This window comes from Janthinobacterium sp. CG_23.4 (assembly GCF_029892305.1).
Classification (GTDB): Bacteria; Pseudomonadota; Gammaproteobacteria; order Burkholderiales; family Burkholderiaceae_D; genus Janthinobacterium; species Janthinobacterium lividum_D.
In genome coordinates this window covers 1,640,758-1,667,323 of the sequence record NZ_JARXUX010000001.1, presented here as the reverse complement: position 1 = coordinate 1,667,323, position 26,566 = coordinate 1,640,758, and the positions used below count along the sequence as shown (strand labels likewise).

Annotated in this window: 25 protein-coding genes; 14 read left to right on the top strand and 11 right to left on the bottom strand. The window is 60.0% G+C overall.

The features are described 5' to 3' along the window. Positions 1–2: 2 nt before the first annotated feature. The 11 genes from H4V96_RS07485 to pstS form a co-directional block, all read right to left on the bottom strand. A complete protein-coding gene (locus tag H4V96_RS07485; protein WP_070347001.1) occupies positions 3–818 on the bottom strand; it encodes a DUF5668 domain-containing protein in 816 nt (271 codons plus the stop codon). Then, the gene (locus tag H4V96_RS07480) at positions 808–1,191 is read right to left on the bottom strand and encodes a DUF5668 domain-containing protein (RefSeq protein WP_029496305.1); all 384 of its coding nucleotides are present in this window, start codon (positions 1,189–1,191) and stop codon (positions 808–810) included. The genes H4V96_RS07485 and H4V96_RS07480 overlap by 11 nt, the downstream gene beginning before the upstream one ends. Positions 1,192–1,644: 453 nt before the next feature. Continuing rightward, positions 1,645–3,591, bottom strand: a complete 1,947-nt coding sequence (locus H4V96_RS07475; RefSeq protein ID WP_196857027.1) for an ATP-dependent helicase — start codon at positions 3,589–3,591, stop codon at positions 1,645–1,647. A gap of 45 nt (positions 3,592–3,636) precedes the next feature. Further along, positions 3,637–4,776, bottom strand: a complete 1,140-nt coding sequence (locus tag H4V96_RS07470) for an SUMF1/EgtB/PvdO family nonheme iron enzyme (protein WP_280720828.1) — start codon at positions 4,774–4,776, stop codon at positions 3,637–3,639. 66 nt (positions 4,777–4,842) lie between these two features. Beyond that, the gene (phoR, locus tag H4V96_RS07465; RefSeq protein WP_010396823.1) at positions 4,843–6,159 is read right to left on the bottom strand and encodes a phosphate regulon sensor histidine kinase PhoR; all 1,317 of its coding nucleotides are present in this window, start codon (positions 6,157–6,159) and stop codon (positions 4,843–4,845) included. 12 nt (positions 6,160–6,171) lie between these two features. Continuing rightward, positions 6,172–6,861, bottom strand: coding sequence for a response regulator (locus tag H4V96_RS07460; RefSeq protein ID WP_010396821.1), 690 nt, complete (start codon positions 6,859–6,861; stop codon positions 6,172–6,174). 5 nt (positions 6,862–6,866) lie between these two features. Then, the gene (phoU, locus tag H4V96_RS07455; protein ID WP_010396819.1) at positions 6,867–7,577 is read right to left on the bottom strand and encodes a phosphate signaling complex protein PhoU; all 711 of its coding nucleotides are present in this window, start codon (positions 7,575–7,577) and stop codon (positions 6,867–6,869) included. A gap of 48 nt (positions 7,578–7,625) precedes the next feature. After that, positions 7,626–8,420 carry a phosphate ABC transporter ATP-binding protein PstB gene (gene pstB, locus H4V96_RS07450; RefSeq protein WP_029496304.1) on the bottom strand — a complete coding sequence of 265 codons (795 nt, stop codon included), beginning with the start codon at positions 8,418–8,420 and terminating at the stop codon, positions 7,626–7,628. Between the two features lie 26 nt (positions 8,421–8,446). Further along, a complete protein-coding gene (gene pstA / locus H4V96_RS07445) occupies positions 8,447–9,343 on the bottom strand; it encodes a phosphate ABC transporter permease PstA (protein WP_010396815.1) in 897 nt (298 codons plus the stop codon). Then, on the bottom strand, positions 9,340–10,311 hold the full coding sequence (gene pstC / locus H4V96_RS07440; protein WP_196857034.1) for a phosphate ABC transporter permease subunit PstC: 972 nt from the start codon (positions 10,309–10,311) through the stop codon (positions 9,340–9,342). The genes pstA and pstC overlap by 4 nt, the downstream gene beginning before the upstream one ends. A 360-nt stretch (positions 10,312–10,671) precedes the next feature. Next, on the bottom strand, positions 10,672–11,721 hold the full coding sequence (gene pstS / locus H4V96_RS07435; RefSeq protein ID WP_029496301.1) for a phosphate ABC transporter substrate-binding protein PstS: 1,050 nt from the start codon (positions 11,719–11,721) through the stop codon (positions 10,672–10,674). A gap of 271 nt (positions 11,722–11,992) precedes the next feature. Here pstS and ppk1 point away from each other — a divergent pair, with 271 nt between their 5' ends. The 14 genes from ppk1 to H4V96_RS07360 all read left to right on the top strand — a co-directional run bounded on the left by ppk1 (position 11,993) and on the right by H4V96_RS07360 (position 26,562). After that, entirely contained in the window at positions 11,993–14,086 is a 2,094-nt protein-coding gene (ppk1, locus tag H4V96_RS07430; protein WP_196857026.1) for a polyphosphate kinase 1, read from the top strand. 26 nt (positions 14,087–14,112) lie between these two features. Next, positions 14,113–14,571, top strand: a complete 459-nt coding sequence (gene sixA / locus H4V96_RS07425) for a phosphohistidine phosphatase SixA (RefSeq protein WP_010396806.1) — start codon at positions 14,113–14,115, stop codon at positions 14,569–14,571. An 811-nt stretch (positions 14,572–15,382) separates the two neighbouring features. Continuing rightward, positions 15,383–15,508 carry a hypothetical protein gene (locus tag H4V96_RS07420; RefSeq protein WP_261981081.1) on the top strand — a complete coding sequence of 42 codons (126 nt, stop codon included), beginning with the start codon at positions 15,383–15,385 and terminating at the stop codon, positions 15,506–15,508. Between the two features lie 194 nt (positions 15,509–15,702). Further along, positions 15,703–15,837, top strand: a complete 135-nt coding sequence (locus H4V96_RS07415) for a hypothetical protein (RefSeq protein WP_280720827.1) — start codon at positions 15,703–15,705, stop codon at positions 15,835–15,837. Positions 15,838–16,348: 511 nt separating this feature from the next. After that, positions 16,349–16,765, top strand: coding sequence for a response regulator (locus H4V96_RS07410; RefSeq protein WP_010396804.1), 417 nt, complete (start codon positions 16,349–16,351; stop codon positions 16,763–16,765). A 216-nt stretch (positions 16,766–16,981) separates the two neighbouring features. Further along, the gene (locus H4V96_RS07405; protein WP_280721179.1) at positions 16,982–17,995 is read left to right on the top strand and encodes a methyl-accepting chemotaxis protein; all 1,014 of its coding nucleotides are present in this window, start codon (positions 16,982–16,984) and stop codon (positions 17,993–17,995) included. A gap of 38 nt (positions 17,996–18,033) precedes the next feature. Continuing rightward, positions 18,034–18,411, top strand: coding sequence for a response regulator (locus H4V96_RS07400; RefSeq protein WP_010396800.1), 378 nt, complete (start codon positions 18,034–18,036; stop codon positions 18,409–18,411). 10 nt (positions 18,412–18,421) lie between these two features. Beyond that, positions 18,422–18,706, top strand: coding sequence for an STAS domain-containing protein (locus tag H4V96_RS07395; RefSeq protein WP_196856827.1), 285 nt, complete (start codon positions 18,422–18,424; stop codon positions 18,704–18,706). Continuing rightward, complete coding sequence (locus H4V96_RS07390) at positions 18,703–20,871, top strand: chemotaxis protein CheA (RefSeq protein ID WP_196856826.1); 2,169 nt, start codon at positions 18,703–18,705, stop codon at positions 20,869–20,871. Before H4V96_RS07395 ends, H4V96_RS07390 begins: the two co-directional genes overlap by 4 nt. Before the next feature lie 93 nt (positions 20,872–20,964). Then, positions 20,965–23,610, top strand: coding sequence for a methyl-accepting chemotaxis protein (locus H4V96_RS22480; protein WP_196856825.1), 2,646 nt, complete (start codon positions 20,965–20,967; stop codon positions 23,608–23,610). Positions 23,611–23,625: 15 nt separating this feature from the next. Further along, positions 23,626–24,147: a chemotaxis protein CheW gene (locus tag H4V96_RS07375; RefSeq protein ID WP_010396790.1), complete on the top strand. Its 522-nt coding sequence runs from the start codon at positions 23,626–23,628 to the stop codon at positions 24,145–24,147. Next, the gene (locus tag H4V96_RS07370) at positions 24,144–25,016 is read left to right on the top strand and encodes a CheR family methyltransferase (protein ID WP_280720826.1); all 873 of its coding nucleotides are present in this window, start codon (positions 24,144–24,146) and stop codon (positions 25,014–25,016) included. Before H4V96_RS07375 ends, H4V96_RS07370 begins: the two co-directional genes overlap by 4 nt. Continuing rightward, entirely contained in the window at positions 25,013–25,522 is a 510-nt protein-coding gene (locus H4V96_RS07365) for a chemotaxis protein CheD (protein WP_010396786.1), read from the top strand. The genes H4V96_RS07370 and H4V96_RS07365 overlap by 4 nt, the downstream gene beginning before the upstream one ends. Beyond that, the gene (locus tag H4V96_RS07360; protein WP_010396784.1) at positions 25,519–26,562 is read left to right on the top strand and encodes a chemotaxis response regulator protein-glutamate methylesterase; all 1,044 of its coding nucleotides are present in this window, start codon (positions 25,519–25,521) and stop codon (positions 26,560–26,562) included. The genes H4V96_RS07365 and H4V96_RS07360 overlap by 4 nt, the downstream gene beginning before the upstream one ends. Positions 26,563–26,566: the final 4 nt, after the last annotated feature.

The following is a 26,566-nucleotide window of genomic DNA, read 5'->3' as shown; positions in this document are numbered from 1 at the left end:
GCCTAGTTGCGGATTTCCAGGCCACCCATGATGGCGTAGCCGGTCACGTACAAGCGCTTGGCCTGATTCGGCGGCACGATGGTCTTTTCTTCAAAGCCGCCGAGGATGGGCGTGCCCTGCAGCACTACGCTCCAGTCGGGCGGAATCTTGATGGTGACGCCGCCACACAGGGCAAATACGTTGAGCACGGCTTCGCCTTCGATCGATGCCTGGCGCAAATCGATTTCGCAGCCGGCCATGATGACATTGATATCGCCGCCCCTGAAGCGCTGCGACGACACGCGCCTGACATAACCGCCGAGGATAGCCGTCACTTCGATGATGCAGTCATCATCGGCCTGCGCGCCGGTGCCGGGCACTGCCGTGGTGTCGGCAGCGGCCTTGTCCAGCGACACGGCACCGCTACGGGGCAGGCCGAAGGAATCGGGCGCGGCCGTGCTGTCTTGCTGTGCGGTAAAACGCCGGCGCCGCTGGCGTTGCTGCGCGCCGGGCAAAGACTTCGACACTACGGCCACGCCCAGGCCGATGATCAGCAAGGGCCACAGCAAGTCCCAGTTCAGGTAGAAAATACCCATGTGTTTGAGGGTGGCGACCACGCCCAGCAGCACCAGCGTGCCGCCCAACAAATAGCCTTTCGCACTGCGGCTTTGCGACAGTTTCAGCAAGCCAAACACGATCAGCACCGTGGGCCAGAAGCGAAAGGTGTAGCGCACATTGATGAGGCCGAGGTTATCGAGCAGGAACAACAGCCCCAAGCCGATGACGATGACACCGAGCACGATCTGCGATGGCGAGTGCAGCGGCGGTTTATTTTTCATGCTCGGACTCCCGGTAGGCAATAAAATGTTTGTTCAGCAGCGGTTCCAGGACGAGGCCAACGCCCCAGGCGATCAACAAAGCTGGCCAGCTACGGTAGAAATTCAAGTGCCACAGTTCTTCGTACGATACATACCACCAGGCAGCGAAAAAGATCAGCCACAAGCCGCTCAGCACCTGCTTGGCGGACACAGGCGTGAGCAATTTGTTGAGGCCGAAGACGAGCAGTATCAGCGGCCAATAATGCCATAGTGCAAAGTAATCGTGGAGATAGATCACATCGAGCCGGTCCAGCAAGATGACGGCGCCGATGGCGATCAGCAGCACGCCCCACAGCAGCTGGGTACGGCGGGAATAAGCAGGTTCAGGTTTCACGTTGTCCCCTTGAAGTTGGTTAATCGTAAAGATACGCCGATTTCGGGCGCGCGAAAACACCGCTTCGGCCAATGGCGGACAGGCAGCGGTGAATGGCGCAGCGGCTGGCATGAGAGGCAAGACCGGCTGGGCCGGCATGGATGGAGTAAGCGGTAAGCGGCAAGCGCTAAGCGCTAAGCACCACAAGCTGGAGTAGCAGTGCGCGGCCGCCTGGCGCAAGTGCGCCAGCAGCGGAAATCTGGTGCCGATCCTTGAGGCGACCGGCTGACCTGCTGGAAGATCGAACATGGCGCCAACTTCACGGCAGTGCGTCTCAACCAAGCGCAACCATCATACTCCCGATCGCCACTTGGCACCGTTCGCTAGCGTACACAGATGCCGCTTTGTTGAGCTGCATCAAACGGCGCTGGTGCGCTGCGGCCATCACATAAAAGTGCTCGCGCGACACAATAGCTATGCCTTGGACGCAACTGTCTTCTGTTTGAGCTGCAGGGCGGCGATGTAGCGGCTTCGGTAGGCGGGGTCTTGCGGCGTCAGCAGGGTCAGCCTGTCGCGCGCGCGCGTGGCGGCCACATAAAAACGGTTTTCCTCTTCCAGCGGGTCGGTCTTGCTGCGCGGAAATTCGTCAACGGCCAGGTAAGGCAGGATCACATGGTTGTATTCGAGGCCCTTGATCTGGTCGATGCAGGCGATGACCAGCTTGGCCTTGCCGCTGGTCACGGCAACAGCCTCCTCCATCTCACCCAGCCAGCCGGCAAAGCCGCCCAGCGCCACGCCCGCTTCCTTGCACACGGCAATGAAGCCATGCAGGGAGCGCGCCACGACCCGCGCCTGGGCCGGGTCGACATAGATGCGGCGCGCCGTCTGTTCCAGTTGCATCAAGCCAAAGATGTGCTGCAGTGCTTCGCCCGCCAACGCATCGGCTGGCAAGGCGCGCAGATAGTCGACGGCAGCCAGGGTCAGCGCCGCCTTGTCCTGGTTATGCGACTTGGCCAGCTGGTTCGTCAAGAAGCCTTCCAGCAAGTCCGGATAATTGGCGACGTCGGCCTTGGCTTGCTGCAATTGCGTGCGCGTAAACGGGATTTCCGCAAACGCCACCAGGGCTTCGAGGATCTCGCCGCGACGCGGACCGCTCTTGATGGCGTGCAAATCCTTGCGGGCGATGGCGACCATGCCGCGCAGCATCAGCACTTCCAGGCTCAGCAGATAACTATTCATATCCACCAGTCCGTACGCGATGCCGCTCTGGAACAGCGCCGTTTCCACACGGATCGCCTGGTCACGGTCGCGCAGCAAAATGGCGGTCGTGCCCGCATGCGCGTGTTCCAGGGCGGCGATCAGCTGCGCGCTGCAGGCCTGCGGCTGTGCATGGTCATATTCCAGCAGCTCGATGTGGGTGGCGCGCGCCAGGGCCGAGACGCTGGCCTTGTTCTTCAGCACGCCCATGGCCTGCGCCAGTTGCGGGCCGTAGCGGTAAGATGCCGTCAGCGGCAAGCGCTGCAAGGCAGGAAACTCTTGCTCGAAGCGCTGGCGCAGGAAGCGGTGATCGGCGCCCGACCAGGTGTAGATCACTTGATCCTTGTCGCCAGCGCCGCAGAAAAACGCGTTGCCGCGACGTATCAGCATGGTAAGCAAGCGGAACGAGGCTTCGTTCAAATCGTGCAATTCATCGGCAACGATGATCTGGAAGGCCGGCAATTGCTGGCGCAACGGCTCGTCGCCATCGAGCATGCGCACCAGGTCGTAGGTGGCATCAAACGCTGCGCGGAACTCGATGTCGCCCGTGTCGGCACCGCGCAAGCCTTCATACTCGCGCAGCCACAGATAGTGCGTGCGCGACATGCCCAGCATGTCCAGATTGTCATCGAGGGAGTTGCTCTCGAAGTCGGGATGTTGAAAATCCAGGCGTGCCTTGGTACGCAACTGTAACTTCAGGAATTCGGCAATCGCCCCGTTCGTCGTAGTGATTTCCAGCGCATAGCGCTCGGCGTACTTCTCGCAGACCACTTCCAGTGCTTCCCAGGCCACGGGACGCAGCTCTTCATCGCTGCGCATGAACGCCACCTGCATGTTTTCCAGTTGCAGCAGTAACTTGGCGGCAAAGGCGTCGAAGGTATCGATGATGAGGCGCTTGACGACGCCCAGCGGCACACCCACTTCCAGCAGGCGCTGGCGCAGGGCCACGCGCGCCGCCTCGGTGAAGACCAGGGCCAGCATGCGCTCGGGCGCGCGGCCCCGGTGCAGCGCCTCGGCCAGGCGCAGGGCCAGCGTCGTCGTCTTGGCGGCGCCGGCATTGGCGTCGATCAAGACCACTTTCTTTTGCGCCGTCTGGATAGCCACCTGCTCTGGCGTGGGCGTGATGCGTTTGGGAATGAACTGCGGGGCGTTATCGGTACTCAAAAATATTCCTGAAAAGGGTGGCAACGGCATCTGCCTGTGTCGGGCTTACCAGGCGCAGGTACGCAGGCCGGCAAAAATGTCGCCGCGTTCGGGCGCGTGGAAGGCGCGCATACGCAAGCAATGCAGGCGCGGCGGCGTAGCGAAGGCGGCGCCACGCAACACCTGGTGCTGCATGAAATACGGCGCCGAGTACTCGCGCCAGGCGTCCAGCGCAAAGCCCGGATGACCTGACAGCGCAGCATACTCCCATTCCGCCTCGGTCGCCAGGCGGCGCCCCGCCCAGGCGCAGTACGCTTGCGCTTCATACAGGTTGATGTGGCGCACGGCTTCATTCGGCGGCAAGGTCGTGCGCTGGCCGAAACGCATGGTGCGCCACTGTGTCGCTTCGCGCAGCCAGTACAGGGGCGACGAGCGCTCCTGCTGCATCAGCCAGGCGCTGCCGGCCGCGCTCCAGAACTGGCGGTTCTGGTAGCCGCCATCGGCGACAAAATCGGCAAACTGGGCATTTGATACGACGCAAGCATCGATGGAAAACGGCGCCACGTAGCAGCGGTAAGGCGGAGACTCATTGTCGAAGGCAAACCCGGGCCTGCGCGGCGAGCCCAGTTCGATGGTTTTGCCAGGAAAAGTGATTTCCCCTGCTCCCGGCGGCAAGACGGCACTGGAAGACAGGCACTGCGGGGCTTCCAGGCCCAGCCATTGCAAACCGGTCAGCATTTCCTCGCAGCACAAATCCTCATGCGCCAGCGCCAGCCGATACGGCGCCAGGGCGGTGTCGACATTGGGTACGCGCGAAAGTTTATCCAGGACCCTGTCGAGCACTTCGCGGCAATACGTTTTCACGGCGCCCGGACTCGGCAGTTCCAGCTTCCAGCGCGCACGGTGCTCGACCATATTGGCGTCGAACAGGTCGTCGCCGCGCGTCAGCAGGCAATTGCTGACGGCGTCGCCAGGATGGCTGGACGCGGCTTCACGCAGGATATACCACTCGGCGAACCAGGCGATGTGCGCGAGTTGCCATAAGGGCGGATTGAGGCGCGGATGGTGGGGCAGGCCCGCCACCACGTCCAGGCCGGCACTGATATAACAGTCGAACAGGGACAGGGTATTCTGGCGCGCGGCCTGCAGCGACTGGGCCAGTTGCTGCGCGCCGGCGTGGCGAAAAGAAGCGTTGATTAAAGTCATGCGCTGATTGTAACGACTTATGCCAACATTACACCAGTCGCCGGGGGAAACTATCGCCCCTGCGAACTATTTGACCAGCAGCTCACCCTGCAGCGGCATCACGACGGACTTGGGCATGCTGACAATAAAACTGCTGCCCTTGTCGGCCACGGACTGGATGGCCAACGTCCCCCCGTGGCGCAGCAATACGTGCTTGACGATGGCCAGGCCCAGGCCGGTGCCCTGAGTTTCGCGCGAACGGCTCTTGTCGACGCGGTAGAAACGCTCGGTCAGGCGCGAAATATGCTCCTGACTGATGCCGATGCCCGTGTCCTGCGCGATGAATTGCGGTCCGGCCGGGCCATCTTGCCAGCGCAGCGTGATGCTGCCACCGGCTGGGGTATAGCGCACGGCGTTCGACGCCAGGTTGCCAAAGGCGCTGTACAGCTCGTCATAACTGCCCAAGACATCGGGCCCCTTGCATTCCATGCTCACTTCATGCTTGCCTGCAGACAAACCCTTGGCGTCGCGCAAGACTTGCTGCATGAGCTTCTTGACATCCACCGGCTCGGGGCGCAGCGGATAGTCGACCGATTCGAGTCGCGACAGGGTCAGCATGTCCTCGATCAAATGCTGCATGCGATGCGCCTGCTCCGTCATCAGCTTGATGTGTGCGGCGCGCGTGGCGGCATCCAGGTCCAGCTCGGTAGAGGCGATTTCCAGGAAGCCGACGATGACCGTCAGGGGCGTGCGCAGTTCGTGCGAAGCGTTGGCAATGAAGTCGCGGCGCATCATTTCGATGCGTTCCGTCTCCGTCACATCGTGTGTGACGAGGATCTGGCGGCGGTTTTCAAAGGGAATAATCTGCACGATCAGCTTGCGATTGCGGAAAGTAATCGTCAGCGGCTGGTCATAGCGGCCGAGGATGATGTAATCCATGAACTCGGGGCTGCGGATCAGGTTAGTCACGCGCATGCCCTTGTCTCGCTCATGCGTCAGGCCCAGGTGTTTCTCGGCAGCCGGATTGCACCATTCGAGGAACAGCACGTCATCCATGATGACGACGCCATCGGGTAGCAGATGCATGGCCTGGCGGAAACGCGCCAGCCATTCCGTCAGCTCGGACTGGTTTTTCTCGTCGTCGCGACGCATGCGGTACAGGCGCGCGAAGATACTGGTCCAGGCGCCCCAGCCGTCGGGCAGCTTGGCGCTTTGCGGATTGTCCAGCCAGTCACTGAGCTGGAACAGATATGACAGCTGCACGAACACCATCATGGCCATCAGTACGAAGGCAATGCCCAGCGCATACGTGGCGCCAAACAGATACCAGACGATGGACACGCCCAGCAACGCCAGCACCATGCGCAAGGCGGCCGGTACCCAGAACAGCAATTTCGGATTCATAAGAGACAGGCTTTACTTTTCAGACAACATATAGCCGACACTGCGCACGGTCTTGATCAGGCTTTCCGCCTCTTTCAATGCTTTGCGCAAGCGCAATACGTGCACATCGACCGTGCGTTCCTCGATCACCACATGGTCACCCCAGACCTTGTCGAGCAGCTGGCTGCGCGAAAATACGCGCTCTGGATGGGCCAGCAAGAATTTCAACAACTTGTATTCGGCATGGCCGATATCGATCTTCTGCTCATCCATCATCACGGTACAGCTGACGGGATCCAGGGCCACCTTGCCAGCGCGCATGGGTGCCTGCGCGTGCTCCGGACTCTTGCGTCGCAGCAGAGCCTTGGCGCGGGCCAGCAGCTCGCGCGGCGAGAACGGCTTGGTGACGTAATCGTCCGCGCCGCTATTGAGGCCGGCCAACTTGTCTTCTTCCATGCTCTTGGCGGTGAGCATGATCACGGGAATGGCGGCGAAATTGCGGTCGGCGCGAATGCGCGACAGCAAGCGCAAACCCGTCTGGTCAGGCAGCATCCAGTCCAGCAGGATCAGGTGCGGCGTGCGGTGCTGGATGAATTCCCAGGCATCGGCAACGTTTTGTACAGAACAGCAATTCCAGCCTGATTCGCGCAGCGAATAGGTCACCAGTTCAACGATGGCCGGTTCATCTTCAACAATCAATACCGTGGTTTTATCAGATGCCATAAAGCTTACTCAGGGAGCTCCTCGGAAATGGCGGGAGCAGCCAACTTGGTGTGGCGGATATCCCTGCCTTCGACCACGTAAATCACGTATTCGGCGATGTTTTTCGCATGGTCGCCGATCCGTTCGATGGCCTTGGCCACCCACAGGGTATCGAGCGCCGCCGAAATCGTGCGCGGGTCTTCCATCATAAAGGTGATCAAGTTGCGCATGATAGAACGAAACTCATGGTCGATAATGGCGTCTTGTGCAATTAATTGCAGCGCCTGCTTGCCATCGTTGCGCGCGAAGGCGTCTAGCGCGTCGTGCAACATGTCGGTGGCCGTATTGGCAATGCCGCGCACCATCTCGTAATGGTTGACGACGCCGTTGCCTCGCATGTGCAGATTCTTCGCTACGCGGGCGATTTTTGTCGCTTCGTCGCCTACGCGCTCGAGGTCGGTAATCACCTTGATGGTGGCCATGATGGTGCGCAAGTCGTTGGCGGCTGGCTGGCGGCGCACGATCAAATGGCTGCAGGCATCGTCCAGCGACACTTCGAGCTGGTTGACGACGTCGTCTTCGCGCATCACGCGGTCGGCGCGCTCCGAGTTGCCGATGCGAAAGCACGTCATCGCGTCAAGGAACTGGGTTTCAACGATGCCGCCCATCAGGAGCACTTTCGAGCGGATCGCTTCGAGTTCGTTGTCGTACTGCTTTGATGAATGTTCGCCTATCATGCTGTCTCTCCGTATTCAGTTGTCTTGTGTGTAGCGATACGCGGCGGATCAGCCGAAGCGGCCGGTGATGTAATCCTGCGTTTCCTTGCGCGCCGGATTCATGAAAATCTGGTCCGTTTCGCCGAATTCCACCAACTCGCCCAGATACATATACGCCGTGTAGTCGGAGCAGCGCGCGGCTTGTTGCATATTGTGCGTCACGATGGCGATCGTGTAATCCTGTTTCAGTTCGCTGATCAGCTCTTCTACCTTCGAAGTCGAAATCGGGTCCAGCGCCGAGGTCGGTTCATCGAGCAGCAAGACGTCCGGTTTCACCGCCACGCCGCGCGCGATGCACAAACGCTGCTGCTGGCCGCCCGACAGCGACAGGCCGCTCTTCGACAGCTTATCCTTGACTTCGCCCCACAATGCAGCTTTTTTCAGCGCCCATTCGACGCGCTCGTCCATCTCGCCCTTCGACAGGTCTTCATACAGGCGCACGCCGAAGGCGATGTTGTCGTACACGGACATGGGGAACGGCGTCGGCTTCTGGAACACCATGCCGACCTTGGCGCGCAACATATTGACGTCCTGGTCGGCGTCAAGCACGTTGCGGCCGCGGTACAGGATGGAACCTTCCGCGCGCTGGCCCGGATACAAATCATACATGCGGTTCAGGGTGCGCAGCAGGGTCGACTTGCCGCAACCGGACGGGCCGATGAAGGCCGTGACCTTCTTTTCGTGGATGTCCAGGTTGACGTTATGCAAGCTTTGCGTTTTGCCGTAAAAAAAGTTCAGGCCCGAAATCTCGATGGTTTTTTTCTTTGGTGCCAGGTCTTGTGCTGGATTCATTTGCGTATTCATAGGGGTTCGCTTCGCTCGGTATCTGTTTAATTAGGGACTTTTTGGCTGAACACGGTGCGCGACAGGATATTTAAGGCCAGCACGCTGAAGGTGATCAGCATTGCGCCACCCCAGGCCAGCGAGCGCCAGTTGTCGTACGGGCTCATCGCAAACGATGCGATGACCGACGGCAAGTTGGCCATAGGCGCATTCATGTTGAAGCTTTGGAACTGGTTATTTAGCGCCGTGAACAGCAGCGGCGCCGTTTCACCGGCGATACGGGCCAAAGCCAGCAGTACACCGGTGATGACACCTGCCTTGACGGCGCGCAAGCGCACCAGGGTGGCGACCTTCCAGCGTGGCGCACCGAGAGCAAAGGCGGCTTCCAGCAAGCTGTTCGGCACCAGACGCAGCATATTGTCCGTGGTACGCACCACCACCGGCACGGCGATCAGCGACAGCGCGATGGCGCCCGCATAACCGGAGAAATGCTTGACGTGCGCCACGTACAGCGCATACACGAACAGGCCAATAACGATCGATGGTGCCGACAGCATGATGTCCGTGACGAAGCGCGTCACTTGCGCCAGCTTGTTTTCTTCGCCATATTCGGCCAGGTAAATACCGGCCAGGATACCAATCGGGGTGCTGACCAGCGTTGCCAGTGCCACCATCAGGGCGCTGCCGACGATGGCATTGATCAAGCCACCGCCTTCGCTGCCGGGCGCCGGCGTCGTTTGCGTGAACAGGTCGATGGACAGCGCGCCGAAACCCTTGATCACCAGCGTGAACAGGATCCACACCAGCACGGCCAAGCCCAGCGCCATGGCAGCGACCGACAGGCCGATGCCGATGCGGTGCATCAGCAGGCGCTTGCGGTAGACAGGATTCATGGCCGGCTTGGCCGTAACGTCGAGAGTGCTTACTGGGCTGAGCTGGCTCATTTCGTGCCTTCCTTGCGGGACATGCCAGCCAGCATCAGCTTGGCGGCGGATAAGACGATTAAGGTGATGACAAACAGGATCAGTGCCAGCGAGAACAGCGAAGCCACGTGCAGCTCCGATTGCGCTTCGCCGAATTCATTGGCCAGCAGGGAAGTAATACTATTACCTGCGGCAAACAATGACCACGACAGTTTGTTAGCGTTGCCGATGACGAAGGTAACGGCCATGGTTTCACCGAGCGCGCGGCCCAGGCCCAGCATGACGCCACCGACGACGCCGGTCTTGGTATAAGGCAAGACGATCTTGCGCACCACTTCCCAGCGCGTGCAACCGAGGCCGTATGCCGATTCCTTCAGCACGGCAGGGACGATTTCAAACACGTCGCGCATCACGGAAGCGATGAAAGGGATGATCATGATGGCCAGTACCAGGCCGGCCGTCAACAAGCCGATGCCCATCATGGGGCCACTGAACAGCTGGCCGATGACGGGCACGTTGCCCAGAGTGGCTTTCAAGACAGGCTGGACATGGTCGGCAAACAGGGGCGCGAAGACAAACAGGCCCCAGATGCCGTAGATAATCGATGGCACGCCGGCCAGCAGCTCGACGGCCGTGCCCAGCGGGCGGCGCAGCCAGGCTGGGCAGATTTCCGTGAGAAACAGGGCGATGCCGAAGCTGACGGGAAAGGCGATCAGCAGGGCGATCACCGACGTCACCAGGGTACCGATGATGGGAATCAGGGCACCGTACTGGTCATTGACGGGGTCCCACTCGGCCGACACGATAAAATGCAGGCCGAACGTCTTGAAGGCCGGTATCGATTCCATGATCAGTGAAATGATGATGCCCACCAGGACGATCAGCACCGACAGGGCGAACAGCATCGTCACCTTGTGGAACAGGAAATCCTGGATGCGCTGCTTGCGCATGGTGGAAAGCATTTGCGTGTAGCTGATGGAATCGCTCATGGTGCCGCCTGGCATGGGGATCGTGGAGGTGGTAGATTGTGCGCTCATAATGTGCCGTGTGGGTGGTACTGCAGGTATTACCTATTTTGAACTCTTGCTTTTGCATGCCTGTCAAAACCTACTGCGCGTCGCGATTTACGGCCTGCGATGCTCCCTGTACCTTCGTACAGTTGCGCTTCCCGGCCGCAACTCCCTTGCGCTCACTACAGTTTTGTCAGGCATATTACTTTTATTCTTTTAGCCAGGACCGCCTGCAAGGGCTTGCGCGCGGCCTTGGCTAACTCCCTGCCCCGCCGTACTGCTGGCGGAGGGGCAAGGATGGATACTTTAGATAGCTATTGAAGCCATCGAGCTGGCAGATTAGTAAATCGCTTTGCCCGATGCGTCTTTCAGGTTAGCTTTCCACGACTCTTGCACCAGTTTTACGACCGATGCCGGCATAGGCACGTAGTCCAGTTCAACCGCAGCGGCGCCGCCGTTTTTGTAGGCCCAGTCGAAGAACTTCAGAACTTCTTTTGCCTTGGCTGCGTCAGCCTGGACTTTGTGCATCAGGATGAACGACACGCCCGTGATAGGCCAGCTGTTCTTGCCAGCCTGGTCGGTCAGGACCACGCCGAAGCCTGGGGTTTGCGTCCAAGGTGCAGAAGCGGCTGCTGCCTTGAAGTTTTCGTCGTCAGGCTGCAGGAAGTTGCCGTCCTTGTTTTGCAGCTGGGTGTGCGACATATTGTTTTTCTTGGCGTAAGCCCACTCGACGTAGCCGATCGCACCCTTGATACGCTGCACGTTGGCGGCGACGCCTTCGTTACCCTTGCCGCCCACGCCCACGGCCCATTTCACAGCCGAGCCGGCGCCGATTTTCGATTTGAATTCCGGGTTGGTTTTCGACAGGTAGTCGGTGAACAGGAAAGACGTGCCCGAACCGTCGGCACGGTGCACCACGGTGATTTCCGCGTCCGGCAGCTTGACGCCGCTGTTCAGGGCAGCGATTTCCGGCGCGCTCCACTTGGTGATCTTGCCCAGGTAGATGTCGGCGATGACTTTGCCCGTCATCTTCAACTGGCCTGGCTTGACGCCATCGAGATTGACGATGGTGACCACGCCACCCATGATGGCAGGGAACTGCATCAGGCCGGCTTCTTCCAGCTCTTCTGCCTTCAAAGGCATGTCCGAGGCGCCGAACTCAACAGTCTTGGCCTTGATTTGCTTGATACCGGCGCCGGAACCGACGGACTGGTAGTTCAAACCATTGCCCGTGTTGGCCTTGTAGGTTTCAGCCCATTTCGCGTAGATCGGGTACGGAAAGGTAGCACCAGCACCTGTCATATCTGCCGCCATGACGGAAGCAGAAGAAAATGCCATCGCTGCCGAAGCACCCACGACGATAAATTTGAACATTTGCTTCATTTGCATATCAAGTCCTCAGGGTTGTTAGGGCGCAAAGTCCCGGTTGAATGCTGCGCAGTCTAGCAAGCGAATATGACAGCTTTATGACATGCGTCAAATTTCATAAAATATATGCCTACGCCCCGGAGAGTGCTATTTCCGGCAGGAAAAATGACAGCATGTAGGACGATTTATGACAGACTATGTCACGCTTACGTCATATTTCATGATTACACTCACAGCGCGTCATATATGATGAAATACGGCTAGAATTAACTATCTGCAAAGACAAAAGAATATGAAACCAGAACTGCACACGGAAGTGAACAAATCGGGCATCCTGCTTGACCGCGAACTGTCGCAACTGACTTTCAACCGGCGCGTCATGGCCCAGGCGGAAGACCAGAGCATTCCGCTGCTCGAGCGCCTGCGCTACCTGTGCATCGTCAGCAGCAACATGGATGAGTTCTTCGAGGTGCGCGTGGCCAGCCTGATGGCGGCCAGCAGCATCAGTGGCACGCTGGCCGGCCACCCCGCCCTGGCGGCCAACCTGCAGCGCATCGGCAAGGAGTGCCATGCGATGGTGGAACACCAGTACGAGATATTAAATAGCGATGTCTTGCCGGCGCTGCGCGCAGCGGGCGTGCACTTGCTGCGCGACAGCGACCGCAACGAGGCACAGCGCGCCTGGGTCAAGCAGTATTTCGACCGCGAAGTGCGCCCCCTGCTCACCCCCATCGGCCTGGACCCGGCGCACCCCTTCCCGCAAGTGGTAAATAAAAGTCTCAATTTCATCGTTTCGCTGAGCGGCAAGGATGCATTCGGACGCGGCACGGCGATTGCTATCGTCAAGGCACCGCGTGTTTTGCCACGCGTCATCAAGCTGCCGGACGACATATCGGGCGATGGCGTATCGTTCTGTTTATTGTCTTCCGTCATCCATGCACACATCTCGGACTTGTTCGCCGGGCGTGAAGTGATCGCCTATTCGCAATTCCGGGTCACGCGCGACAGCGACCTGTGGGTGGACGAGGACGAAGTCAAGAACCTGCGCCAGGCCCTGAAAGGCGAACTGGTAGGGCGCCAGTTCGGCACCTCCGTGCGCCTGGAGGTGGCCCACAACTGCCCGCCAGAACTGTCGCAGTTCCTGCTCGACCAGTTCAACCTCGATCAAAGCCGTTTGTACCGCGTCAATGGCCCCGTCAATCTGGTGCGCTTGTCGGAAATGATCGACCACGTCAAGCAGCCCGAGCTGCGCTTCCCGCCCTTTTTCCCGGGACTGGCACATAAAGCCATCGGCAACGACATCTTTGCCGCGCTGACCAAGCACGATATCTTGCTGCACCACCCTTACCAATCGTTCCAGACAGTAATCGACTTCATCCGCAGCGCCGCCTACGATCCATCCGTGGTCGCCATCAAGCAGACGATCTACCGCACGGGCATGAATTCGGACTTGATGGAGTCACTCATCACGGCGGCGAAGCTGGGCAAGGAAGTGACGGTCATCGTGGAATTGATGGCGCGCTTCGACGAAGAAGCCAATATTAACTGGGCCGACAAGCTGGAACAGGCGGGCGCGCAGGTCGTCTATGGCGTGGTGGGACTGAAAACCCATGCCAAGGTAGCGCTCGTCATCCGCCGAGAAGAAGGCGCGCTGCGCTTCTATGCCCACTTGGGCACCGGCAATTATCACCCTACCACCACCAAGCTGTACACCGACTTCGGCTTGCTGACGGCCAACCAGAACCTGGCCGTGGAAGTAAACGAAGTCTTCATCCACCTGACCAGCCTGACCAAGCCGCACAACCTGAATCATCTGTGGCTGGCGCCATTCGGCCTGCAAAGCGAGATCATCAAGGCCATCCGCAACGAGGCGAAGATCGCCCGCTCCGGCCAGCGCGGGCGCATCATCGTAAAAGTCAACGCACTGGTCGATGAGTCCGTGATCCGTGCCCTTTATGCAGCCTCGACCGATGGCGTGAAGATCGACCTGATCGTGCGCGGTGCCTGCACCCTGAAGCCGGGCGTGCCGGGATTATCGGAAAACATCAAGGTGCGCTCCGTGATCGGCCGTTTCCTCGAACATAGCCGCATTTATTACTTCCGCAACGATCTGGCACACGATGTCTACCTGGCCAGTGCCGACTGGATGAGCCGCAACCTGTTCCGTCGCGTGGAAGTGGCATTCCCGGTACTGGACCGGGCGCTCAAGCGGCGCGTAATCGCCGAGGGCCTGAATCCCTATTTGAAGGATAATACGAACGCTTGGGAACTGGAGCCGACGGGCCATTACGCGCGCCGCAAGCCGCGCGGCAAACAAACGCCGTTCAGCGCCCAGCAGTATTTGATGCACACACTGGGCACGCCTAGCGTGGAGGTAGGCGAGTAGGCACTTTTTACATAGAGGAGCACAGCATGGATCTGATCTTGTGGCGACACGCAGAAGCCGAGCCGGGCTTGCCCGACCTGGAACGCACCCTGACCCTCAAAGGCCAGAAACAGGCGCGCCGCATGGGGGAGTGGCTGGCATCGCAACTACCAGAAAATTGCCGCATCCTCGTCAGCCCCGCCTTGCGGACCTTGCAAACGGCGCAAGCACTTGGGCGCAAGTTCAAGCTGATGCCGGAACTGGCGCCCGGCGCCGAGGCGCAAGACATCCTGAAGGCGGCCAACTGGCCCGGCGGCAAGGAAACCGTACTCATCGTCGGCCACCAGCCCACCCTGGGCCAGGCGGCCGCCCTGCTGCTGACGGGCGAGGAGCAGGAATGGGAAATGCGCAAGGCCAGCGCGTGGTGGTTTTCCCAGCACGAACCAGGCGACCCCATCAGCGTCTATTTAAAAGCCGTGATGGCGCATGACCTGGTTGTGAAATAAGTGGAATCAAACGGGGAAATGCGCAAGGCCAGCGCAAGGGTGGACAGGTTTTCCCAGCACGAACCAAACGACCCGGTCGGTATCTATGTGAAAGCCGTGATGGCGCATGACCTGGTCGTGAAATAAGCGGAATCAAGCGGAGAAATGCGCAAGGCCAGCGCAAGGGTGGACAGGTTTTCCCAGCACGAACCAAACGACCCGGTCGGTATCTATGTGAAAGCCGTGATGGCGCATGACTTGGTCGTGAAATAAGTGGAATCAATCACGGAAATGCGCAAGGCCAGCGCAAGGGTGGACAGGTTTTCCCAGCACGAACCAAACGACCCGGTCGGTATCTATGTGAAAGCCGTGATGGCGCATGACTTGGTCATAAAATAAGCGATCAATCACGGAAATGCGCAAGGCCAGCGCAAGGGTGGACAGGTTTTCCCCGCACGAACCAAACGACCCGGTCGGTATCTATGTGAAAGCCGTGATGGCGCATGACTTGGTCATAAAATAAGCGATCAATCACGGAAATGCGCTAGGCCAGCGCAAGGATGGAAAGGTTCTCCCGGCGCGAACCTGACGACCCGGTCAGTATCTATGTGAAAGCCGTGATGGCGCATGACTTGCTTGTGAAATAAGGGGGCTGAAATAGAGCAATGCGCAAAAAATGCGGCGGGACAAATACTGGCGGAGATCCCAACTCCGCGGCCTTGCAAAGCGCTGCCGATCTGCTAGAGTTTAATTGCATCAACTACGTGTCGGAGCCCTGCCCCGGCACATTGAGCAACCCAGCGGACAGCCGTCCAACGGCGGCTGAAAGACCATGATTACCTTGCTCGTTTTTCTCTTTATCGCCATCTTCGCCGCCATTATCGGCTTCGTTGCATTTGAACTGGTCGAAGAAATGCGCGGCAGTCACCACAAGCTGATGGACCGCTACCACGAGTAGCGTTCACCTCGGCACTATTGCATGGCGCCAGTGACGACCTACAGGTCCGCCCCTCGCGCCATCGTTGTATCTGCCGACAAAACTCACTGCGCGATTGGATCTTCAGTCGCACCGAGCTGCGCGCCAGGCAAATCGGCATCGTCCAAAGCCTGCTCGCGACATCGCGCCGGCACAATGTCCATCCTTACGATTACTTGGTCGCTGTCTTGCAGCGCGTGGGCCAGCATTGCGCACCCGAGATCGAACAACTGGCCTCGCGCCTGTGGAAGTCGCTGTGCGCCAACAAGCCGCTGCGCTCCGACCTAGACCAGCGCGACGAACGCCAGTGACGTCAATGACACCGTCTGTTTAGCGCTTACTTGCCAAGGTATTCGGCTTGGCAATCTGAGCCTTCATGCAATCGCCCGGCGGATGGTAAGCGTTGCCCTTGACATGCGCCACAACGACCGCCTGGCAGCGCAAAAAGTGGCCGTAAAGGTCGATAGGCGAGCAGGTAGGACGAGCGAGTGAAAGCGACGTACGGCCCGACGAAAAAATAATTGACTTGACGAGCGACTGCAATACAAACCATGTCACCAGCTCTCGACGCTCGCATCTGCAACGGGAACCGATTTAATCTCAATCGCTGAGCCCGACCGCGTAGCGCTACATCGAGAAAACAACGCCAGCGCAAGCAGCATAATAATCGCTTGTGTTGGCATCGCTTGTACCTTAATCTAAATCAAGCGGGGGGCAAAACTAAGCTCCCGCAAACAGAGCACGCTGTTATCGCGGCACTGATAAAAATTGCCGGGACAAGCGCTCCATCCGATGAAATGTCGTTTAATATTGAGGAAAAAAATGCCTAAAGCAAGACCGCTGCGCATCCTGATTGTCGACGACAATGATTTATCCCGCGCTTTACTGCGTGTGATACTGCGCGGCGATGAACATGACATTGTGGGCGAGGCGATATCGGTGCAGCAAGCGATACAAATGTGTCAGACCATGCAACCGGATGTGGTGCTACTCGATATCCTGATGCCCGGCGTACCGGGGCTCGATGCTATCGGACCCTTGAAGAAAATCAGGCCACAAGCTCGGATACTGATGGTGTCTGCAAATGATGATGACGACAACGTCAAACGGGCCATGGAGGAAGGGGCCGATGGCTTCATCGCCAAACCATTCAATTCAGCGTCGATCCTCCAAACTATGCAGCATATGGCAGACACATTCACGTTTGCCGCGCCGGCCACCTTAGCCGGCCTCTCCTGAAGGTCGCGACCAGAGTCGCTGGCCATGTTGCTCGCATCTATGCCACCGTTGACGTCAGATAAAGACTAGACCATGCCACTATACAGATCCATTGCCACCCTCGGTCTCGTACAAGCTCGCGGCGCGGTGCTGGCATGCACCGCTGTCGCCATCGCCTGTGCTGCGCTGCCGACGTGGCACCATGCCGGCCCATTGCAACTGCTTACATTGATCGGCGTGACGCTTGCTAGCCTGGGCAGCGTCTGGTGCGTCGGCCGCGTAGCGCCGATCGCCGCATCGACCGAGGCGCGTTGCGTTGACAGTGACGGTGGCGCGCAACAACTGAGCCGATTGCTGGCCGGTATCCTTCCTGTATGGCAGACGCAAACGGGTATGGCCAGATCGCAGAACGACACGGCCGGCCTGCAAGTGGTCGACAATTTCACCTCCATGATCAGGGAATTTGACAACGCTGGCTTTGGTGGCGTCGGTGGGCAGGAAAGTGCGGCCAACGAGGACACCACCATCAATCTGCTCACCTTGTGCGAACGCGAATTAACGCCGGTTGTCGCCATGCTCGAGCAATTAGTTCGCAGCAAGGACGAATTGCTTCAGCGGGTGAACGATCTGGCGAAGGAAACTGCAGAGTTGAAAGCGATGGCCAGCGAGGTCAGTCTGATCGCCGCCCACACCAATATGCTTGCCATCAATGCCGCGATCGAGGCGGCGCATGCCGGCGCCTCCGGACGCGGCTTCGCCGTGGTCGCGGCCGAAGTGCGCAAGCTGTCGAATATGTCGGCAGAAACGGGCAAGAATATCGCCAGACGGGTGCAGCATATCGGACAGAGCATGACTACCACACTGGACAGCGCCAATATCGCTGCCGCCAGTGACCGCAAAACCATGAGCGTGACAGCCGAAGTCATCGGTGACGTGCTGCAGCATGTCCGTTCGCTGGGCAGTTCAATGATGCAGATGCGCACACACGGCAACATCATCCGCAACGATGTCGAACAGATGATGGTTGCACTGCAATCCCAGGACCGTGTGTCGCAGATACTGGAAGTGTTGGGCAGTGATATGACACGCCTGCGCGAACTACTGAGCGATCCGTCGAGCGAACTGCCTAGCAATGATGACTGGATGAGCGGCGCGGACAGTTCCTTCAAGCGCCGACACGGCATCCTGAGCAAGCCTCCGACTATCACCCCGGGTCAGCCCGCGGCAAGCGGCGAAGTGGATTTTTTCTGAGACATTGATACGTATTATTGAATGGTGGGAGCCCAAGCATGGCAAAGACTATTTTGGTGGTAGATGATTCGGTTTCGCTGCGGCGCGTTGTCGCGCTGGCCCTAAGCAACGCCGGCTATGAGGTGATCGAAGCCGGCGATGGCGTCGATGGCCTCGCGGCCTTGGAAAAGCAGGGTAGCAAGAAAGTGCACCTGATCATCAGCGACGTCAATATGCCGCGCATGGATGGGATTGAATTCGTCACCCAACTGAAGCAGAAAAACGCCTTCAAGTTTACGCCGGTGATCATGCTCACCACGGAAGGCGACGATGAAGTCAAGCATGCCGGGCGGGCCGCCGGCGCAAAGGCCTGGATCATCAAACCGTTCAATCCGGCGCAAATGTTGAACGCTGTCACCAAACTGATCCTGCCCTGAAGGAGTCGCCATGAGCGTGATTGCGATCGCCGAGAACTTGACCATCGAGCACGTGGCGGCCTTGCGCGCCACGATGCAAACGGCGCTGATGGCCGGCGACAATAACGACTTCGTCCTGGACCTGGCCCAGGTCGTCGAGTTCGACGGCGCCGGGATGCAGCTGCTGCTGGCCTTCGTCCGTTGTGCCGCCGACAGCGGCAAGGCAGTGGCCCTTCGCCGGGTGCCAGAGCCGGTGGCGCGCTTGCTAGCCGAGTACGGTCTGTCGGAACGCTTTTCATTGGAGCAAGCGGCATGAATGACGAACTGTACGGAGACGCGCTGCTGATCTTCTTCGAGGAAGCGCGCGAAATGCTGCAGCAGATTGAGGATTGTCTACTGTGCCTGCAGCAGGACCCAGACAATACGGAAGCGGTGCACACGCTGTTTCGCGCCGCCCACACGATCAAGGGAAGCAGCGGAGTGTTCAGCCTGGAACGTGTGGTGTGCTTCACGCACTTGCTTGAAAGCGTGCTCGATCAGGTACGCAAACGAGCGCTCCACATCGATCCAGCCCTCGGCGAACTGCTGCTGGCCAGCCGTGACATGATCGGCGCTTTGCTGCAGCAAAGCGAGCAGCACTGCGCCGACGTGGCGACCCTGGCTGAGACCGACGCTCGCGCTGCCGTGCTGGCCGCCCGCCTTACGCGCTACCTGAACGGCGACGTAACAGTGACACAACCGGCCAGCAACATCGCAGCAGCGACGCCGCAAGCGGCGTCCTGGCACCTGTCTCTGCGCTTCCGGTGCGACACCTACCGCAACGGTTTCGATCCGTTGACCGTCATCGCCTACTTAAAGACGCTCGGCCAGTTCGATACCATCGTCACAGTCGAAGACGGCTTGCCTGCTTGGGAAGCACTCGATCCTGAATCCTGCCACCTGGGTTTCGAGATCTGCCTGCTGACCAGCGCCAGCAAGAGCGATATCGAAGCGGCCTTCGAATTCGTGGCGGAAGACTGCGACATACGCCTTATCCCGCCGACTCGGCGTGTGGCTGATTTTATTGCCCTGATCAATGATTTGCCACAAGAGCTACGCCTCGGTGACATACTGGTTAGCTGCGGCGCCCTCACACGTGATGCACTCGACGCGGCGCTGGCGCGCCAGAAAAAAGAAACGCTCAATGACACCCCACTGGGCGAAATACTGGTGGCCCGGCACCAGATCCCCGTCGAAGTGGTTGATGCCGCGCTGGAGCGGCAAGAGCGCGGCCCAACGCAGCGCCAGGATGGCGGCCTGTTCGTGCGGGTGCCGGCCGACAAGCTCGACGATCTCATCAATCTGGTGGGCGAACTGGTGATCTGCGGCGCCAGCGCCAGCCTGCAAGCGGTGCAGGCCGGGCATACCAGTCTGGTCGGCACGACGCATCAGCTGAGCCGACTGATCGAAGAAATTCGGGACGGTACGCTCGGCTTGCGCATGGTACGCATCGGCGAGACCTTCGTGCGCTACCGGCGCGTGGTGCACGACGTGGCGCGCGAGTTGGACAAGGAAGTGCGCTTGGAAATCGATGGCGCCGAGACCGAGCTCGACAAATCCGTAGTCGAGAAGATCGGCGACCCGCTGATGCACCTGGTGCGCAATGCACTTGATCATGGCATCGAGCCGCCCCAGAGCCGGCTGACCGCCGGCAAGCCGGCACAAGGCCGGATCGGCCTGACGGCACGCCACGACGCGGGCAATATCGTGATCGAAGTCAGCGATGACGGCCGCGGCTTGGATGGCGAAAAACTGTTGGCCAAGGCACGCGATCGCGGTCTGGTCGGTGCCACACAGCAGTTGAGCGAGCGCGAAAAGCTTGAACTGATCTTCGCGCCCGGCTTTTCCACGGCCGAGCAGGTCACCAATTTGTCAGGGCGCGGGGTCGGCATGGACGTGGTGCGCAAGAACATCGAAGCGCTGCGCGGCACGGTGACCCTGCACAGCGTGCCCGGCAAGGGCACAACCGTCGAGATCCAGTTGCCGCTGACGCTGGCCATCATCGATGGCTTCTTGGTACGCATCGGCGACGGCTCCTTCGTGATCCCGCTGCACGCCGTCGTCGAATGCATCGACGCCGTCGACGACGGCGCCGCAGTGGGCCGGCAGGCGGCCGGTTTCATCAATTTACGCAACGGTGTGCTGCCGCTGCTGGACTTGCGCACGATCTTTTCCGTGCCAGGACCGGCGCCGGCCAAGCGGCGCATCGTCGTGGTTCAGGGCGGCGGCAGCGCCGGCCTGATAGTCGACCACCTCGATGGCGAATACCAGACCGTGATCAAGCCGCTAGGCAAACTGTTCCGCAATCTGCGCGGCATCAGCGGCTCGACCGTGCTTGGCTCGGGCGACGTCGCTCTGATTCTCGATGTGGCCACCCTGGTCAAGATGGCGGCCCAGGGCACGCCACGCGACAGCGGAGCCGCCTTGGCCATCCCGGGTTAGCCCACAGCAGTTGTAACTGAGCACATAAACAAGAGGCGCCGCTGCCCGATACGCCTCGCAAGCCACCTATTTCAAGCGTCCAAGGAGGACAACATGTTAAAGGAACTATCGATTCGAGCCAGGCTGGTGATAGTGATGGCCTTGTTGGGCGTGCTACTGGCGGCCGTCGGCATCTTGGGCCTGTACGGTATGCAAAGTGGCAATGAAAGCATGCGCCGCCTGGTGGACGAGGAAGTCAGGGACCTGACGGCGATCAACGATATCCAGGTCCGGCTATTGCGCAATCGCGGCCTGCTGGCGGAAGCCATCGTGGAGCCCACGCTGATTCGGGAACATGGCGCCAAGGTCGATGCCAACATCGCGGAAAACACCAGCCAATGGGCGGCCTACCAGCGCATACAGAGGAGCCCCAAGCAACAGCGCCTGGCCGAACGATTCCAAGACGCACACGGTAAATATGTGGCGGAAGTGTTGCGCCCGATGCTGGCGGCTTTGCGCATCAACGACCTGAAACAGGCGGGGACATTGGCGGCCATATCGGGCACGCGCTATGTGCCGGTACACGACAGCATCATGGCAATCGAAAAAATGGAAAATGATATCCTGGCGCAGCAATATCAGCATGCGCTGGGAACATTCTCCACCATACGCGCCATCACGATAGGCGCCATCGCACTGGGCCTGGCGCTAGCGCTCTGGATGGGACGATCGTTGCTGGCCGCTATCATCAAGCCTTTACTGCGCAGTATCGCCGTTTGCGAAAGCATGGCGGGCGGCAAATTCGACAATCTGGTCGAGTCCCATCGCAATGACGAGCTGGGACGCATGATGACGGCGCTGGGCAATATGCAAACCCTGGTCGGCCAGCAGCAGAAGCAGACCCTGCGCATCAAGATGGCACTTGACTGCACGTCCACCAGCGCCATGATTGCCGACGCCGACGGCACCATCATCTACATGAACCAGTCGCAGACGGCGTTGATGGCCGAGGCCGAAGGCGACATCCGCAAGGAGCTGCCGCAGTTCCGCGCGGCCGAGATCATCGGCGGCAGCTTTGACCGCTTCCATAAAAACGCGTCGCATCAACGCAATCTGCTGGCCAGCCTGCAGAGCGTGCACAAGGTCGACATTAATGTTGGCGGGCGCGTCTTCAACCTGACCGCCACGCCCATCGTCGACCCACAGGGCCAGCGCAGCGGCACCGTGGTGGAATGGAAGGACCGCGCCGGCGAACTGGCGGCCGAACACGATGCGCGTGCCAACGCGCGCATCCGCCAGGCGCTGGACAAGTGCTCGACCGGGGTGATGATCGCCGATATCGAGGGCGCCGTCATTTACCTCAATGACGCGGTAGCCGCGATGATGAAGGAGGCCGAGGCGGATCTGCGCAAGGATCTGCCGCAATTCCGGGCCGATCTCATTTTGGGCAGCAATCTTGACAGCTTCCACAAAAATCCCGCCCACCAGCGGGCGCTGTTGGCCGACCTGCGCGGCACGGACCGCTCCGAGCTCGTGCTCGGCGGGCGCACCATGCAGCTCACCGCCAGCCCCGTCCTGAACGCGCGATCAGAACGCCTGGGCACGGTCGTCGAATGGCGCGACCGCACCGGCGAGGTGCTGGTCGAACGCGAGATCGCTGGCGTCGTCGATGGCGCGGCGGCGGGCAACTTCAGCCACCGCATCGATCCGAACGGCAAGGAAGACTTCTTCGCCATCATGGCGGCCGGCATGAACCGCCTGATGGACACCAGCGAAACAGGCCTGAACGAGGTGCTGCGCATGCTCAAGGCGCTGTCCAGCGGTGATCTGACCCAGCGCATCAGCGCCGATTACGACGGCACCTTTGGCCAATTGAAGGAGTACGCTAACAGCACCAGCGACCAGTTGACCAATATCATCACCGATGTGCGTAATGCCGCCGACGCCCTGACCTCTGCCTCCGAACAGGTCAGTTCGACGGCTCAGAGCTTGTCGCAAGCAGCATCGGAGCAAGCGTCCGGCGTGGAACGTACCAGCAGCTCGGTGGAACAGCTTTCCAGTTCCGTGGCACAAAACACGGAAAACGCCAAGGTCACGGACAGTATGGCTCAAAAATCGTCGCGCGAAGCGGTGGAAGGCGGCGACGCCGTCACGCGCACCGCTGAGGCGATGAGGCAGATCGCCGCCAAGGTCGGCATCATCGACGACATCGCCGACCAGACCAACTTGCTGGCCCTGAACGCGGCCATCGAGGCGGCGCGCGCCGGCGCCTCAGGCAAGGGCTTTGCCGTGGTGGCCGCCGAAGTGCGCAAACTGGCCGAGCGCAGCCAAGTCGCCTCGAAGGAAATCGGTGAGCTGGCCGGCACCAGCGTGACCATGTCGGAACGCGCCGGGCGCCTGCTGGACGAGATGATACCGTCGATCCGCAAGACGTCCGACCTGGTGCAGGAAATCGCAGCGGCATCGGAAGAGCAAACCGGCGGACTGTCGCATATCAGCAAGGCCATGGGACAGTTAAACCAAGTGACCCAGCAAAATGCCGCCGCGTCTGAACAGTTGGCCGCGACCTCCGAAGAGATGTCGGGCCAGGCCGGCGCGCTGCAGCAATTGATGAGCTTCTTCACCATCAGCCAGCAGGCGCGCGAGCGTCCCGAGCTGGAACCGGTACGCAAGGTGGGCAATGTACGGCAGGTGGTCGGGAGCGGACGCAAGATCACCGCCGGACAGCTGATCGACGAGTCTCAATTCAAGCGTTTCTGAAGCGAAGGAACTTTCATGCACACTGCAGCATTGAACGCCAGCGCACAGCCGGACGACGACGACGGGCACACCGAGCTCAGACAGTATTTGACCTTTTCTCTGGGTGAAGTAGTGTTCGCGCTTGGGATCGAGTCAATTAAGGAAATCCTGCGCAATGTCCACCCGGCCACTGTGCCCCTGATGCCAGCCCATGTACGAGGCGTCATCAATCTGCGCGGCGCCGTGGTGCCGGTGATCGACCTAGCGCTGCTGTTCAAGCGGCCCGCGCTGGTGGTGGGGAAAAACACGTCGATCATCGTGCTCGAACTGAGCGAAGAAGGTGACACGCTGGAAATCGGCATCATGGTCGACGCCGTGGCGGCCGTGATCGACATCGCCGCCGAGCGGATAGAACCGGCGCCCGCCTTCGGTACACCGGTGCGCTCTGAGTTCATCGAAGGCATCGGCAAACTCAGCGAAGGCTTCGTGATCATCTTGCATGCCGCACGCACGTTCGCACTGAGCCAGATGGTGCCGGCGGAGGCCGGCGACGTATGACGGCCGACACCTTGATGGATCGCGCGCACGGCCTCGCTGGCAGGCCGGCGGAATCGACAGGCATCAGCGATACCGATTTTGCCACCATCCGCGATCTGCTATTTCAGCAGGCCGGCATCGCGCTGACGCCGGCCAAAAAAGCGCTGGTTTGCAGTCGGCTGTTCAAACGGCTGCAGGCGACCGGACTCGATACCTATGGTGCCTACTTTGCGCTGCTGATGTCGGGTAACGATGGCGCGGAGCTGCAGATCGCGATTGACCTGCTCACCACCAATGAAACGTATTTTTTCCGAGAGGCAGAGCATTTCAGCATGCTCGCCGCCCTGGCGGAAAAGGCCGACCGCCAGCGCACGTTCCGGGTCTGGAGCGCGGCCTGCTCCAGCGGCGAAGAAGTCTACACCATCGCAATGACCCTGGCCGAGCTGAGCCGCACTGCGCGTGCACCCACTTGGGAAGTGCGCGGCTCGGATTTGAGCACACGGGTCCTGGAGACGGCGCGCCAGGGCCACTATACGCGGGCCCGCACCGGTGACATGCCACCGGCACTGCTGAAACGCTATTGCCTGTACGGCACAGGGCAATATGAAGGCACGCTGCTGGTGGACAGTGCCTTGCGCGACCGCGTGGAATTTGCCCAGATCAACCTGATCGAACCGTTGCCGCAGCTGGTGCCTTTCGACGTCATTTTCCTGCGCAATGTGCTGATTTATTTTGACCCGCCCGTCAAGCGCAAGGTCGTCACACAGCTACTAGACACATTACGCCCGGACGGCGTGCTGTTCATCGGCATGGCCGAGACCCTGAGCGGTGTCATAGACGGCCTGGTGTCCTGCGGCCCGGGCGCCTACCGGATGGAGCGACGCTCGTGAGCGAACGCAATTTCAGCGCACTGGCGGCACGCGAGGTGTTTCTCAATCCCGGTGAACTTGCTTGCGGATTCCAGCGCGAGGTGTTTGGTACCCTGCTCGGTTCCTGTGTGGCAATAACGCTATGGAACCCGCGCTATCGCTTCGGCAGCATCTGCCATTTTGTCCTGCCGACGGCGGCGCAGGCGTCCACCGCCGATGGACGCTACGGCAGCAGCGCATTCACACTGATGCGCGCCGATCTGGCGCGCTATGGCATACCGCTGCACGAATGCACGGCTAAAATCTTCGGCGGCGGGCGCATGTTCAACAGCGCCTCTGACGTGCAGGATATCGGCGCGCGCAACGTGGCGATGGCGCGCCAGCTGCTGGCCAGCGCCGGCCTGGCTGTCAGCGCCGAGAATGTCGGCGACGAGGGCTACCGGCGCCTGTACTTCGATGTCGGCAGCGGCGATGTTTGGCTCAAGTTTGACTGGATCGACGGCGACCAGGACGACACCATATTATGAAGCCAGCTATCAAGGTCTTGATCGTCGACGATTCGGCTGTCGTGCGCCAGGTACTGAATGCCATTCTGTCAGAAAGTGCGCAGCTGCAGGTGATCGGCTGCGCAGCCAACCCCATACTTGCCCAGCAGCAGATGGCGCTGGAATGGCCTGACGTGATTGTGCTGGACCTGGAGATGCCGCGCATGGATGGCTTGACTTTCCTGCGCCAGATCATGCAACAGCAACCGACCCCCGTGTTGATCTGCTCCACCCTCAGTGAACACGGCGCCGAGGTGACGCTGCAGGCCATGGCAGCCGGTGCCGTCGGCTATGTGACCAAGCCCAAGCTGGGCTTGCGAGATTTTTTGTCAGATTCGGCGGCGGAGCTGATTCGTCACGTATTGCAGGCAGCGCAAACCAGACCACGCAGGCTGTCTGGTGCGCCGACCATGCCGCCAGTGCCGATGTGCGCGCCGGCGCTGGCGCGCACATCAGATAAAGTTGTCGCCATCGGCGCCTCTACCGGCGGCACCCAAGCCCTGGAATTGCTGTTGACCGGCTTGCCAGCGGTCTGCCCCGGCATCGTGATCGTGCAGCATATGCCGCCCACCTTTACAACGATGTTTGCGGCGCGGCTAAACAGTCTATGCGCAGTCGATGTGCGCGAGGCCAGCGATGGCGACCGTGTATTGGTTGGCCGGGTGCTAATTGCTCCGGGGGGCAAGCACATGCGACTGGCTCGCAGCGGCGCCTATTATCTGGTGGAAGTGCTTGATGGCCCGCCTATCAATCTGCATAAACCGTCGGTGGACGTACTGTTCAAGTCAGTCGCAGGGGCTGCCGGCGGCAACGCGCTGGGCATTATCCTGACCGGCATGGGTGACGACGGCGCGCGCGGCTTGCGCGACATGCGCGCGGCGGGCGCGCGCACGCTGTCCCAGGATGAGGAAAGCTGTGTCGTATTTGGCATGCCGCGCGAGGCGCAGCGACTGGGCGCCGTGCAGCATATCGTTCGGCTAGATCAGATGGCGAAGGAAGTTCAGAAATTCGCCCTGGCGTGAATCC